Annotated in this window: 12 protein-coding genes; 6 read left to right on the top strand and 6 right to left on the bottom strand. The window is 74.2% G+C overall.

The window, feature by feature from the left end; translation table 11 throughout:
• Positions 1-51: 51 nt before the first annotated feature.
• Entirely contained in the window at positions 52-2,421 is a 2,370-nt protein-coding gene (locus PSU4_RS01805; RefSeq protein ID WP_507763231.1) for a HelD family protein, read from the top strand.
• A gap of 21 nt (positions 2,422-2,442) precedes the next feature.
• Here the strand turns inward: PSU4_RS01805 and recQ are convergent, their stop codons facing one another.
• Positions 2,443-4,260 (bottom strand): DNA helicase RecQ, encoded by a 1,818-nt coding sequence (gene recQ / locus PSU4_RS01800; protein ID WP_147102060.1) that lies wholly within the window; start codon positions 4,258-4,260, stop codon positions 2,443-2,445.
• A gap of 170 nt (positions 4,261-4,430) precedes the next feature.
• Between recQ and fgd the strand changes: the two genes are divergently transcribed.
• From fgd to PSU4_RS01785, 3 genes are all read left to right on the top strand, one after another.
• Positions 4,431-5,435 carry a glucose-6-phosphate dehydrogenase (coenzyme-F420) gene (fgd, locus tag PSU4_RS01795; RefSeq protein WP_147102058.1) on the top strand — a complete coding sequence of 335 codons (1,005 nt, stop codon included), beginning with the start codon at positions 4,431-4,433 and terminating at the stop codon, positions 5,433-5,435.
• 166 nt (positions 5,436-5,601) lie between these two features.
• Positions 5,602-6,180, top strand: coding sequence for an ATP-binding protein (locus PSU4_RS01790; protein WP_147102056.1), 579 nt, complete (start codon positions 5,602-5,604; stop codon positions 6,178-6,180).
• 97 nt (positions 6,181-6,277) lie between these two features.
• Positions 6,278-6,544, top strand: coding sequence for a hypothetical protein (locus PSU4_RS01785; RefSeq protein WP_147102054.1), 267 nt, complete (start codon positions 6,278-6,280; stop codon positions 6,542-6,544).
• A gap of 93 nt (positions 6,545-6,637) precedes the next feature.
• On the opposite strand, the gene PSU4_RS01780 is transcribed toward PSU4_RS01785, so the two are convergent.
• The 5 genes from PSU4_RS01780 to PSU4_RS01760 form a co-directional block, all read right to left on the bottom strand.
• Entirely contained in the window at positions 6,638-7,432 is a 795-nt protein-coding gene (locus tag PSU4_RS01780) for an AfsR/SARP family transcriptional regulator (protein ID WP_147102052.1), read from the bottom strand.
• Between the two features lie 232 nt (positions 7,433-7,664).
• Positions 7,665-8,615 (bottom strand): ATP-binding protein, encoded by a 951-nt coding sequence (locus tag PSU4_RS01775; RefSeq protein ID WP_186816692.1) that lies wholly within the window; start codon positions 8,613-8,615, stop codon positions 7,665-7,667.
• Positions 8,612-9,595, bottom strand: coding sequence for an MEDS and STAS domain-containing protein (locus PSU4_RS01770; protein ID WP_246114896.1), 984 nt, complete (start codon positions 9,593-9,595; stop codon positions 8,612-8,614). The genes PSU4_RS01775 and PSU4_RS01770 overlap by 4 nt, the downstream gene beginning before the upstream one ends.
• 261 nt (positions 9,596-9,856) lie before the next feature.
• Complete coding sequence (locus PSU4_RS01765; RefSeq protein WP_147102046.1) at positions 9,857-11,437, bottom strand: acetolactate synthase large subunit; 1,581 nt, start codon at positions 11,435-11,437, stop codon at positions 9,857-9,859.
• Positions 11,434-11,952 carry an OsmC family protein gene (locus tag PSU4_RS01760; protein ID WP_147102044.1) on the bottom strand — a complete coding sequence of 173 codons (519 nt, stop codon included), beginning with the start codon at positions 11,950-11,952 and terminating at the stop codon, positions 11,434-11,436. The genes PSU4_RS01765 and PSU4_RS01760 overlap by 4 nt, the downstream gene beginning before the upstream one ends.
• Before the next feature lie 69 nt (positions 11,953-12,021).
• Between PSU4_RS01760 and clsA the strand changes: the two genes are divergently transcribed.
• Positions 12,022-12,666, top strand: a complete 645-nt coding sequence (clsA, locus tag PSU4_RS01755) for a cardiolipin synthase ClsA (protein ID WP_147102042.1) — start codon at positions 12,022-12,024, stop codon at positions 12,664-12,666.
• A gap of 150 nt (positions 12,667-12,816) precedes the next feature.
• On the top strand, positions 12,817-13,263 hold the full coding sequence (gene garA, locus PSU4_RS01750) for a glycogen accumulation regulator GarA (protein WP_147102040.1): 447 nt from the start codon (positions 12,817-12,819) through the stop codon (positions 13,261-13,263).
• Positions 13,264-13,481 lie beyond the last annotated feature (218 nt).

The raw sequence follows: 13,481 nt of genomic DNA, 5'->3' as shown, positions 1-13,481 counted from the left end.
TGTCATGTCGGCGGGCGATCCGTCACGTCGCCCGCGAAGGTAGTCGTACTGGTGTCCAACAGTGTGTCCCACGACAGCGATCCTGCTCCTGCGGAGCGTCCGGGGATCCCCGACACCGATCCCGACGCGGCGCTGGAGCACGAGCGGGACTACGTCGAGATGCTCTACCAGCGTCTCGACACCCGCCGCGTGGAGACCGCGCGCCGGTTGCACGACGTGCTGCACGGCGAGACGGTCGGCACCCCGCAGGCGTTGACCGAGCGGGACGCGGCCGCCGCGATGTACACCGACCGGCTGGCCGCGTTGCGCGCCGCCGAGCACGGGCTGGCGTTCGGCCGTCTCGACGCCGACTCCGGCGAGGTGCGCTACGTCGGCCGGCTCGGGCTGCTCGACGAGGACAACGAGTACGAGCCGCTGCTGATGGACTGGCGGGCCCCTGCGGCGCAGCCGTTCTACACGGCGACGGCGGCGTCACCGGAGGGCATGCGGCGGCGCCGGCACCTGCGGACGCGGCGGCGCACGGTCGTCGCGATCGACGACGAGGTGCTCGACCTGGCCGACGCCGCGGCCCGGGGCAACCAGTCGGGGCTGACCAGCGAGGCGGCCCTCATGGCCGCGGTGACGCAGGCGCGGACCGGGCGGATGGGCGACATCGTCGCGACGATCCAGGCCGAGCAGGACCGCATCATCCGGTCGAAGCCGTCCGGGGTGCTGGTGGTGCAGGGCGGGCCGGGCACCGGTAAGACGGCGGTCGCGCTGCACCGCGCCGCGTACCTGCTCTACACCCACCGCGACCGGCTGGCGCGGCGCGGTGTGCTCGTCGTCGGCCCCAACTCGACGTTCCTGCGCTACATCGGGCAGGTCCTGCCGTCGCTGGGGGAGACCAGCGTCGTGCTGGCGACGGTCGCGCGGCTGTTCCCGGGACTGCACGCCCGCCGCGTCGAGCCCCCCGAGGTCGCGGAGCTGAAGGGGGGCGTCGAGATGGCGGCGATAGTCGCCGCCGCGGTGCGCGACCGCCAGCAGGTGCCGCGCAAACCGATCCACCTCGTCGTGGAGCAGCAGCAGGTCCGGCTCGACCGCGACGTCGCCAACCAGGCGCGGACCCGGGCCCGGCGTTCCCGCAAGCCGCACAACGAGGCGAAGCGGATCTTCCGCACCGAGGCGGTCCGGTTGCTCGCCCAGCAGGTGATGAACACCCTCGGCGGGCGCGGCCTGCTCGGGCGGGCCGACCTGGAGGACATCCGCGAGGAGCTCGGGGAGAGCCCGGAGCTGCTGCGTGAGCTCGACGCGCTGTGGCCGACGCTGTCGGCCGAGCAGCTGCTCACCGACCTGTTCTCCGACCGGCGCCGGCTCAACTCGGTGGCGCGCCGGCTCGGTCCCGTGGACCGGGAGCTGCTCTACCGGCCGGCCCCGGCCGACGACGTGGCGCCCGACGACCGTTGGACCCCGGCCGACGTGCCGCTGCTCGACGAGGCGGCCGAGCTGCTCGGCGACGACGGTGCGGCGGCCGCGGCGGCCGCGGCGGCGGCGCTGCGGGAGGAGGTCGAGTACGCCCAGGGGGTGCTCGACGTCCTCGACCTCGAGGAGGACCTCGACCCGGAGCTGTTGCGCGCCACCGACATCGTCGACGCCGACCGGTTGGCCGAACGTCAGCAGGTGCGCCGCTACGACACGACGGCCGACCGCGCGGAGGCCGACCGCGAGTGGACCTACGGGCACGTGATCATCGACGAGGCGCAGGAGCTGTCGGCGATGGCGTGGCGGCTGGTGATGCGCCGCGTGCCGAGCCGGTCGATGACGATCGTCGGTGACATCGCCCAGACCGGGGACCGGTCGGGTGCGCGGTCGTGGGACGAGGTGCTGGGCCCGTTCGTCGCGAAGCGGTGGCGGCTCGAGCAGCTGACGGTCAACTACCGCACCCCCGCCGAGATCGCCGACATCGCCGACGACGTGCTCGCCGAGATCGAGCCGTCGCTGGCGCCGCCGCGGTCGGTGCGCAGCACCGGGGTGCCGCCGCGGGCGGTCCGGGTCGCCGCGGGCTCCCTCGACGGGACCGACGGGGTGCTCGCCGACCTGGTCGCCCAGGAGCGGGAGGCCGTGGGGGAGGGCCGGGTCGTCGTGCTGGCCCCGGCCGCGCGCGTGGCGGCGCTGCGGGCCGTGCTGGTCCCGGACACGGTCGACGCCGCCGCGGCCGATCCGGAGGCGGCCGATCTCGACGCCCCCGTCGTGGTGCTGTCGATCACCGCGTCGAAGGGTCTGGAGTTCGACTCGGTGCTGCTGGTGGAGCCCGGTGAGGTGCTGGCGGAGTCCCCGCGCGGCGCGAACGACCTCTACGTGGCGCTGACCCGGGCGACGCAGCGGCTCACGGTCGCGCACGCGGGTGAGCTGCCGCGGATGCTCAAACGCCTGCAGCAGCGCTGACCAGACCGTGGACGGCTGGCGCTATGCCGGGTCGGCCGCGAGTGTCTCCAGGATCTGGTCGCCGTAGCGGGCGAGCTTGGCCTCGCCGACACCGTTGACCCGGCCCAGCTCGGCGAGCGTGGTGGGGGCGCCGGTGGCGATCTCGCGCAGCGTGGCGTCGTGGAAGATCACGTAGGCGGGGACGCCCTGCTCCTTCGCCGCGGCGCCGCGCCACGCGCGCAGCCGTTCGAACACCCCGGCGGCCTCGGCGGGCAGCGCCACGGTGGCAGCGGCCGACCGGCCGCGGGAGGCCCGGGCGCGACGTTCGGGATCGCGGCGCAGCGCCACGTCCCGGTCGCCGCGCAGCACCTCGCCGCTGGCGTCGGTGAGCGACAACGTCTGGTAGGCCCCGCCGACGGTGAGCAGTTCGCGGGCCAGCAGCTGGCGGATCACGGTGCGCCACTCCACGTCGCGCAGCTCGGTGCCGACGCCGAACACCGACAGCTCGTCGTGGCGGTGCTGGGTGATCTTCGGTGTCCGCTTGCCGACGAGGATGTCGACGATCTGGCCCGCGCCGAAGCTCTGGTTGCGTTCCTTCTTCAGCCGCCACACCGTCGAGAGCACCTTCTGGGCGGCGACGGTGCCGTCCCAGGTCTGCGGCGGGGTCAGGCAGGTGTCGCAGTTGCCGCACGCCTGCCCGGGCTGCCCGAAGTAGGCGAGCAGGTTCACCCGCCGGCACTCGACGGTCTCGCACAGCGCGAGCATCGCGTCGAGGTGCTGCGCCAGCCGGCGACGGTGCGCGAGGTCGCCCTCGGAGTCGTCGATCATCTTGCGCTGCTGCACGACGTCGCCGAGCCCGTAGGCCAGCCACGCCGTCGACGGCAGCCCGTCGCGGCCCGCGCGGCCGGTCTCCTGGTAGTAGCCCTCGACGGACTTGGGCAGGTCGAGGTGGGCGACGAACCGGACGTCGGGCTTGTCGATGCCCATGCCGAACGCGATCGTCGCCACCATGACGATGCCGTCCTCGCGCAGGAACCGGGCCTGGTTGGCCGCGCGGACCGGCGCCTCCAGGCCCGCGTGGTAGGGCAGCGCGGTGATGCCCTGCGCGGTGAGGAACTCGGCGACCTGCTCGACCTTGCGCCGCGACAGGCAGTAGACGATCCCGGCGTCGCCCGCGTGCTCGGCGCGCAGCAGCTCGACGAGCTGCCGGCGTTCCTCGGCCTTGGCCACGATGCGGTACTGGATGTTGGGCCGGTCGAAGCTGGCGACGAAGTGCTTGGCGGCGGTGAGGTCGAGCCGCTCGGCGATCTCGGCGTGGGTGGCCCGCGTCGCGGTGGCGGTCAGCGCGATCCGCGGCACGTCGGGCCAACGCTGGTGCAGCTGCGAGAGCATCAGGTAGTCGGGGCGGAAGTCGTGGCCCCACTGGGACACGCAGTGCGCCTCGTCGATCGCGAACAGGGCGATCGTGCCGCGCTCGAGCAGGTCGACCGTCGAACCCACCTTCAGCCGCTCCGGCGCCAGGTAGAGCAGGTCGAGCTCGCCCGCCAGGAACGCACGCTCGGTGTCGCGGCGCTCGTCGGGGCCCTGCGTGGAGTTGAGGAACCCGGCGCGCACACCCAGGGCGCGCAGGGCGTCGACCTGGTCCTGCATGAGCGCGATCAGGGGCGAGACGACGACACCCACGCCGTCACGCACGAGGGCGGGAATCTGGTAGCACAGCGACTTGCCGCCACCGGTCGGCATGAGGACCAGGGCGTCGCCGCCGCCGGACACGTGCTCGACGATCTCGCGCTGGTCGCCGCGGAAGTCGTCGTAGCCGAAGACCTGGTGCAGCACCTGAGCGGGATCCCGGGGAGCCATGCCGCGATCCTAGGAGCCCCCGGCGCGGCCGCGGCCCGCCCGTCGCCAACCTGTCGCACCCGTGATCACCCGCCCCGGGGTGTCGTGCCGGTCACCGTGGGCTGCGCCGACCGGGTCCCGGCGGTGTAGGAACGACACGGCATCCCCAATGACGGTGAGAGGACGGGTTCGTGGGCCTGAAGATCGGCTACAAGGCGTCGGCGGAGCAGTTCGGTCCGCGAGACCTGGTCGAGTACGCCGTCCGCGCGGAGGAGGTCGGCCTCGACAGCGTCTGGACCTCCGACCACTTCCTGCCGTGGCGGCACAACGGCGGGCACGCCCCGTTCGCGCTGACCTGGATGGCGGCGGTGGGGGAGCGGACGCGGCGGGTGCAGATCGGCACCAGCGTGCTCACCCCGACGTTCCGCTACAACCCGGCCGTGATCGCGCAGGCGTTCGCGTCGATGGCGCTGATGTTCGACGGCCGGGTCGCGCTCGGCGTCGGTACGGGGGAGGCGCTCAACGAGATCGCCGTGTCCGGGCGCGAGTGGCCGGAGTTCAAGGAGCGCTTCGCGCGGCTGCGTGAGGCCGTCCGGCTGATCCGTGCACTGTGGACGGAGGAGTCGGTCTCGGTCGAGGGCGACTTCTACACCCTGGTCGACGCCAAGATCTATGACCGGCCGAAGGACCCGGTGCCCGTCTACATCGCGGCGGGTGGGCCGGTCGTCGCCAGGTACGCGGGCCGCGCGGGCGACGGGTTCATCTGCACGTCGGGCAAGGGCATGGACCTCTACACCGAGAAGCTCGTCCCGGCCGTGCAGGAGGGTGCCGCCGCCGCGGAACGCGACCCCGACGGCATCGACCGCATGATCGAGATCAAGATGTCCTACGACCGCGACGCCGGCCACGCCCTGGAGAACTGCCGGTTCTGGGCGCCGCTGTCGCTGTCGGCCGAGCAGAAGCACAGTGTCGACTCGGCGTCGGAGATGGAGCGGCTGGCCGACGAGCTGCCGATCGAGCAGGTCGCGAAGCGGTGGATCGTCGCCTCGACACCCGACGAGGCGCTCGACCAGATCCGGCCCTACGTCGACGCGGGGCTGAACCACCTGGTGTTCCACGGACCCGGCGACGACCAGGAACGGTTCCTCTCGCAGTTCGCCGAGGACGTGCTGCCGCGGCTGCGCGAGCTGGGCTGACTGTGAGGAGGGTCTGACCGCACACCGCTCGACCCGACCCTCGGCGCGGCTCTCGACGACCCGCACGGTGGTCCGTTCGGTGCCGCCCGGCGTGACGTACACCCCGCCGGGCGACACCGACGTTTGGCGATGTCACGTCCTGGCCACCCCGGACGAAGAACACTGCGTGGATCGGGCTACGGACACGACGCTGTTCGGCGCACAGTTCGGCGCACACGGTGTCGACGCGACGGGGGCCGCGGGCTCCGGGAAGGTGCGGATTCCGGTGGGGGACACGGTGGACGAGCAGGAACGCGTCGTTCCGCTGCGGGCCGTCGCCGACCCCGCCCCCGCACCGGCCCCCAGGAACGACCCGGCGACCGAGCTGGCACTCGAGATCGTGTCCGATCCCGCCCGGCTCGCCCCGATGCGCCGTGCCGTCGTCGCGTGGGCCCGCGCCCTCGACCTGACCGAGGACACCGTGGCCGACCTGCAGCTCGCCGTCGGTGAGGCCGCGGCCAACGGCGTCGAGCACGCCTACCCCGCCGACTCGACGGGTCTCGTCGAGGTCACGCTGCGGCTGCGGCGGCGTCGTGGCCGCCGCGTCGTCGCCGTCCGCGTGTCCGACCAGGGCCGCTGGCGCCGCCCACCGGCCGATCCCGGCTACCGCGGCCGCGGCATCGCGATGATCCGTGCCGTGGCGCACGACGTCGCGATCACCCCGGGCCGGCGCGGCACCGAGGTCACCTTCTCCCTGCCCGCCTGAAGGGCCCGCCTGAAGGGCCGGCGGCGCTGGGCGATCCGGGTGATCCACGCCCACCGCGGGTGTTCGGGCCGCGCCCGGTGGGGTAGACCCCGAAGCGATGCCGCCCGATCCGCTTCCCCCGCAACCCCCCGACCGGCCGCCCGGCGACCCGGTCGAGGACGGTCACGACGCGCCCACCCCCGAGCAGCGCGCCCGGAAAGTACGCATGTGGGTCTCGACCGCCGCGCTGGTGATCCTCGTCGTCGGTGCCGCGCTGGTGTTCGTGCGCGGGTTCGCGTTCTTCGGTGTCGTGCTCGTCGTCCTCGCGGTGTTCGCCGCCGTCGACCTCACGTGGGTGGCGCGCCGCACCATGCGCTCGCGTTGAGCCCACCCGCTTCGGTACGGCAGCGGGTACGGCACGACGAACGCCCCCGGCCGGTGGGCCGAGGGCGTTCGGGACAGCGCGTGCGACGCGGGCTCAGCGACCCGACGGGATCGAGCCGCCGGCGACGAGCCGGCGCGAACCCGGGGTGCGGACGGCCCGCAGACCCGGCAGGGCGACGGCCGACCGCGGCGCCGTCGGGCGGAAACCACGCACGACCGGCCACGCCGGCGACGGCGGGAACAGCACGTCGAGACCCGAGCCGACGGGCCCACCGACGCTGGAGCGCAGCAGCTCCTGGTAGTCGTCGTACTCGGCGATCGCGGCGGCCAGGTCGCCCTGGGCGAGGTGGGCCTCGATGAGGGCGCGGCGGGCGTTCTCGCGGCTCGGGGCGGCGTTCACGGCGATCCGTGCCAGCGCGACGGCCTGCTCGTGGTCGCCCCCCGCGCTGTAGCGCAGGCTCAGGTCCTCCAGCGCGTTGAGCCGCAGCTGGCGGAAACGCTCACGCTCGACCGCGATCCACGGCGCCGTCCACGACGGCAGCACATCGGCCCGCAGGAGCGTGGTGTCGGCGACCTCGTGGGCCGCGACCTCGGGGATCAGCCGGACCAGGGCCATCGCCTCGTCGAGGTCGACCGACACCAGCGAGTCGAGGACCACGGTGCCCGCGAGCGTGTCGACGACGAGGAGCCCCGGTACGTCGACGTCGGCGAGCGCCTCGTCGAGCAGCCGCAGCGCGGCGCCGGACTCGACACCGGCCCACAGGTCGGCCGCCAGCGTCGCCAGCGGCTGCGGCCGGCGGTGCACCGCGAGGTACGCGACGACGCGGCGGGCATCGACACCCAGCGCCACGGCCACCCCGTCGTGAGTCAGGGTGAACGATCCCAGCACAGAGACCTTGTGTCCGGGTCCTGGCGTGGAAGATCGGCGCTGATCGTCAGACATGTCTGTCCCCGTGAAGAATGTCGAATGTTGTCAACCCATGGCAGGCCCAGAGGGCGCCCGGCGCGGAACCGAGTCTTCTCCCACGCAACGGACTTGCCAAGGGGCTTCCGGCAGTCGTTTCGTCACAGTTTCCGGCTGGTCACGAGAGGCCGGCACCGGGACGCATAACGATGTTAGCTCAGGGCACCGCGTGCATCCGCACATGGGTACCCGAACGATCACGCCACACGTGCAGCACGTCACACAGCTGCCGCGCGATCCACACGCCGCGGCCACGCGGATCGGCCGGGTGCGGGGCACGCAACCCGGGCAGCGGCTCGGTGAGGGCCTCGCCCGTGTCGTGGATCTCGGCGACGAGCCCGTCGCCCGCGATCCACAACGCGACCCGCGCCTCACCCGACCCGTGTTCCACCGCGTTGGTGGCGATCTCGTTGACCGCGAGCACCACGTCCTCGGAACGGGCCGTGTCGAACGCCGTCGCCGCCGCCAGGTCGGCCACCGCCGCCCGCACCTCGTGCAGCTGCCACGCCGAGAACACCATGTCGAGATCGGGCGCGCCCAGCAGCACGGGCGGCGCGGCCGGCATCCCCGCCAGCACGTCGCGCGGGGGCCGGTGGTCGGCGTTCACGTGCAACCGCCCGCCCTCGAACAGCAGCGGGTGGTTGGCGATCGCGCCCTCGAGGATCTCCGAGTGCAGCGGCAGCTCGGGGTAGAAGCAGAACATGCTGACCGGCAGGTCGGTCAGCGCGACGTTGACCGCCGCGTCCAGCTCGGTCCAGTACCGGCCGTCGATGCCGTCGAGGGCGCTGTCGTGCTCGGACACGGCGAGGACCGCACCAGCCTGCGACGTCAGCTCCCGCAGCTCGCGGGCCAGCCGGGCCGCGGTGGTCTGCCCCGAGCTGCGCGCCGGGGCGGCGGCCCCGAGCGCGACGACCCGGGCCGTACCGGCCGCCTCACGCAGCAGAGCCTCCGTCTCGGGGCGCACCGAGAGCACGACGGCCTCGCCGCGCCCCGCCGCGTCGGCCACGACGGGTGCCGCCGTCTCGACCAGATCGGCCGACGACGAGTACACCGCGCACGCGTGCTGGAGCCGGACCGGCGCCGCGGTCCGGGTGGTCTCGACCCTCACCGCGCCTCCCGCAGGTCCGGGAACCCGTCGCCGTGCCCGTCGGTCCAGCCGGCGTCGGCCCCGGCCGACGGTGCGGCGGGGGCGTCGCCGCCCGCGTGGCGGCCGCTCCCGGGGACCGGGCCCGGCCCCGCCCACACCGTGTCGGACGTGGCCGGGAACTCGTGGACCGTGAGCTGGGCCGCGAACGGTGCGCCGCACCGGTCGAGGACCCGCAGCACGCCCGGACGGACGTCGGTGAGGACCAGCCGGTGCGTGTCGGGGAAGCCCTCGGCGGCGTGGACGAGGCTGACGGCGGACGCGACGTCGATGAAGCGCAGCGAGGCCAGGTTCAGCTCGATGTCGCTGGGCGCGGAGTGCGAGCGCAGCGCGTCGTCGAGGGTGGTCTCGAGCAGGCGGGCGATCGCGGGCCGGTTGCTGTGGTCGACCTCGCCGGACAGGCGCGCGCTGGTCGGCCCGGTGCGCACGACGCGCAGCAGCCCGTCGTCGTAGGCCGTCGGCACGCTGAGCTCCTTGCGGTGGACGTCGCGCATCCGCTCGATCTGCTCGTCGGAGTAGCGGCGCCGGTCGTAGAGGCACAGCGCGGTGATGCCGCGCTCGCGGACCAGCCCGTCGAGCTCGCGGTCGTACTCGACGAACGTGGCGGGCCACTGCCGGTCGAGGCCGTAGCTCATCTGCCCGGTCATCCGGAAACCCGCGTAGCCGGCGGCCGTCGACCCGTCGATGTGTTCGAGCATCATCGCCCGCGCCTCGGGCAGCGGGGTGTGGAAGATCGCGCGCGTCGCCTCGGCGGGCACGATCGCGAGCTGGCCGGTGCGCAGCGGGCGTTCGAACGCGACGCGGTCGTCGGACAGGCGGTTGAGGACACCCTCGGCGGTGCCGTCGTCGAAGTAGAGGACCCGCTCGTTGCGGTCGAGACCGTCGGCGACGAAGTCGGCCGAGACCTCCCAGAGCTGTTCCTCGCTGAGCGGGACCGCGCACACGTGATCTCCGGGAGACACGTCGCGCGTCGATCTCGTCATCTGCACCCAACCGGAAGCCGTCGGTGACCGTCGTCCACTGTATGGCGGACTACCCGCTGGTCACCGCCGTCGAACGGACTACGGCGCGCCGAATCGGCACGCCCGGTCGTCGAACGGACCGTGCACGGCCGATCAGCGAGGTCCACCCGGTCGGGTGGCCGCCTCCGGTGTCCGCCGGACGCACCAACGACAGCGGCGAACGGCCCAGCCGGGCGCGGCCGGTCAGCGCACCACCGGCGGCACCACCGCCTCGACCAGGTGCGGACCCGGCTCGGCGGCCGCGGCGCGCAGGGCGTCGGCCAGCTCCTCGGCGGTGCGGGCCCGCCGGGCCGGCACGCCCATGCCCTCGGCGATGCGGACGAAGTCGAGGGTCGGGTCGTCGAGGTCGAGCAGCCGGCGGGCGACCGCGCCGGAGCCGTCGCCGGTGAACTCGGCGCCCACCTGGGCGAGCTCGGCGCGCAGCACCGCGTAGGCGGCGTTGTTGTAGACGACCGTCGTCACGTCCAGGCCCTCACGGGCGTGGGTCCACAGCGCCGAGATCGTGTACATCGACGCGCCGTCGGCGGCCAGGCACCAGACGGGCCGGTCGGGGCAGGCGACGGCGGCACCGGCGGCGGCGGGCAACCCGTAGCCGATCGCGCCGCCGGGCAGGGTCAGCCAGTCGTGGCGGGGCCCGCCCGCGGTCGCCTGCCCGAGCCCGACCCCGGACGTGTTCGCCTCGTCGACGACGATCGCGCCGTCGGGCAGCAGCGCCCCGATCACCGCGGACGCCGACGCGCCGGTGAGCTCACCCGTGGGCAGCTCGGGGCGCCCGTGCGGCCCGGCCGGGGCCTCGGTGCCCGGCGCGACCAGGTCGGCCAGCGCAGCCAGCGCCGTCGCGGCCGGCCCGTACTTCGGCGCGACGGTGACGACGTCGGCTCCCTCGGGCAGCAGGTCCCCGGACCGGCCGGGGTAGCCGAAGAACGCGACGGGGCTGCGTGCCCCGGCGAGCACGACGTGCGCGGCACCCTCCAGCTGGCGATGCGCGGTCGTCGCGACGTAGCTCAGCCGCGCCACCGCGGGCAGCCCACCGCCGCGCTCGGACCGCGCCGGGAACGTCTCGGCCAGCAGCGTCGCCCCGGTGGCCGCCGCGATCCGGGCGGCGGCGCGGGCCCCGTCGGCGGTAGCGCCGTCGCCGCCGATCAACAGCACGCACCGCTCCCCGCCGGTCAGCGCCTTGGCGGCGGCCTCGAGCGCGTCGGCGTCGAGGGCCCCTCGGCCGGCGGCGAGCCCGGGCTCGGACTCGACGGTGGCCGGGGCGGCACCGTCGTCCCACGAGGCGTCCGCGGGCAGGATCAGCGTCGCGATCCCGGCGGGCGGGCCGAGCGCCGCGGCGACGGCGGCCGCGGTGTCGGGGCCGACGTCGGCGGCGGTCGCGCTGCGCCGCACCCACCGCGACACGGTGCCCGCCACCGAGTCGATGTCGGAGTCCAGCGGGGCGTCGTGGACCTTGTGCGCGGTCGAGTGGTCGCCGACGACGGTGACGACCGGCGTGCCCGCGCGGCGGGCGTTGTGCAGGTTGGCCAGGCCGTTGCCCAGCCCCGGGCCCAGGTGCAGCAGCACCGAGGCGGGCCGGCCCGTCATCCGCCCGTAGCCGTCGGCCGCGCCCGTCGCGACACCCTCGAAGAGGGTCAGGACCGGGCGCATCGTCGGCACCCCGTCCAGCGCGGCGACGAAGTGCATCTCGGAGGTGCCGGGGTTGGCGAAGCAGACGTCGACGCCGCCGTCGACGAGCGTGTGCAGCAGCGCGTGCGCGCCCCTCACCGGGGCGTCCCGGTCGTCGTGACCTCGACGGCGGTCGCGGGGGAGGACCGCAGCGTCTGCAGCACGACGCAGTACCGCTCGGTGAGCTTCACCAGGGCGGCGACCTGCTCGTCGTCGGCGTCGGTCACGAGGTCGAACCGCAGCCGCACGTCGCGGAACCCGACCGGTGCCTGCTTGTCGACGCCGAGGGTGCCGCGGAAGTCGAGGTCGCCCTCGGCGTGCACGGTGCCCGACGCCTCGACGCCCAGCGACGTCGCGACCGCGCGCAATGTCACGCCGGCGCAGGCGACCAGCGCCTCCAGCAGCATGTCGCCCGAGCACAGCTGGGTGCCGTCGCCACCGGTCGCGGGGTGCAGGCCGGCCTCTGCGAGGGCGGTCGACGTCCGTACCTTGCAGGCGACGCCGGAGCCGTCGAGCTCGCCGTCGGCGTGCAACGTGACGAGCGCGGCGCCGGGATCGTCGCGGTAGCGCTGCTTGAGCGGGGCCTGGGTGTTGCGGAGCGTCGAGGCGTCCATCCCGACATCGTGCCGCGCGGGACCGACCGTCCGCAGGCCGGCCGGGCGGGCGCGACGTAGGCTCCCGGCGTGACCGACCCCCCCTCCGCGGACCGGGTGCTCACCGTCCCCAACGCGCTGAGCGTGCTGCGCCTGCTCGGCGTCCCGCTGTTCCTGTGGCTGCTGCTCGGCCCCCGTGCCGACGGCTGGGCGATCGTCGTGCTGGCCGTCGGCGGCCTCACCGACTGGCTCGACGGCAAGCTCGCCCGGCTGCTGAACCAGTACTCGCGCCTCGGCGCGCTGCTCGACCCGGCGGTCGACCGGCTCTACATCCTCGCCGCGCTCGTCGCCCTCGGGGTGCGCGAGGTCGTGCCGTGGTGGGCGGTGATCGTGCTGGTGGCACGCGACCTCGTGCTGGGGGTGTGCCTGCCGATCCTGCGCCGCCGCGGGTACGGCCCGTTCGTCGTCACCTATCTGGGCAAGGCGGCGACCTTCCAGCTCCTGTACGCCTTCCCGCTGCTGCTGCTCGGGCAGGGGCACAGCTGGTTCGCCGACCTCGCCCGGCCGTTCGGCTACGCGTTCGCGGGCTGGGGGGTGGCGCTCTACCTGTGGACCGGGCTGCTGTACCTGGCCCAGTTCGTGGCGGCGATGCGCACACCCGCGCAGGCCCCTGCGGCGGAGGTCACCGACGTGCCCGGCAGCGTGCGGAACCCGGGTCCGGCCGGACCCGCCTGAGGTCTACGCTCCTCCACGAGCCGAACCGCCGTCGGGCGGCGCCGCCGGACCCCGGTTCGGCCCGGCCGTCGTCGGTCCGGCACGGTAGGTTCCCCCGCGACGCGGACCACCTCGGTCGGCGTCCCGCACCACGCAGGAGGAGAGCCCGAGGTGACCACGAACGACGGCCCCGGTGTCCCGCCGGAGCGCGCACCGGAGACGACCTCGGTCTTCCGGGCCGACTTCCTCGCCGACGTCGAGCAGCCGGTTGCGGACCAGCCGGTCTCCGGCCTCGACGCGCTGCCCCCGGGGTCGGCGTTGCTGGTCGTCAAACGCGGGCCGAACGCGGGATCACGGTTCCTGCTCGACCGTCCGACGACGAGCGCGGGCCGCCACCCCGACAGCGACATCTTCCTCGACGACGTGACCGTCTCCCGGCGTCACGCCGAGTTCCGCCGCGACGGCGAGTTCGTGGTGGTCGACGTGGGCAGCCTCAACGGCACCTACGTCAACCGCGAGCCGGTCGACACGGCGGTGCTGGCCAACGGCGACGAGGTCCAGATCGGCAAGTTCCGGTTGATCTTCCTCACCGGTTCGCACGACGCGGGTCGCGGCTGACCGCGGTCCATGACGCACCCGACGGGGCGGTAGCCACTGCGGCCGCCGCCCCCGTCGCACGTCACGGCAGGTCCGCGGGCGACACGCCCGGCCGTCGCCGGTGTACCGGTGCACCCGGACGGCGGTGGCGGCCGGGGCGGTGACGAGCACGGAATCACGGTGACGGCGCGGCCGGACCGACACGTGTGCGCGGATGGCCCGTCCGGAGGCGCGCGTGG

The organism is Pseudonocardia sulfidoxydans NBRC 16205, assembly GCF_007989085.1.
In the GTDB taxonomy this organism is placed as follows: domain Bacteria; phylum Actinomycetota; class Actinomycetes; order Mycobacteriales; family Pseudonocardiaceae; genus Pseudonocardia; species Pseudonocardia sulfidoxydans.
Note: the sequence above shows the minus strand (reverse complement) of the source record. Positions and strands in the feature narration are given on the sequence as shown.

Coding starts and splice junctions, on each gene's coding strand:
- recQ (WP_147102060.1), bottom strand. CDS start 4,260: ATGGCTCCCCGGGATCCCGCTCAGGTGCTGCACCAGGTCTTCGGCTAC.
- PSU4_RS01785 (WP_147102054.1), top strand. CDS start 6,278: ATGCCGCCCGATCCGCTTCCCCCGCAACCCCCCGACCGGCCGCCCGGC.
- PSU4_RS01760 (WP_147102044.1), bottom strand. CDS start 11,952: ATGGACGCCTCGACGCTCCGCAACACCCAGGCCCCGCTCAAGCAGCGC.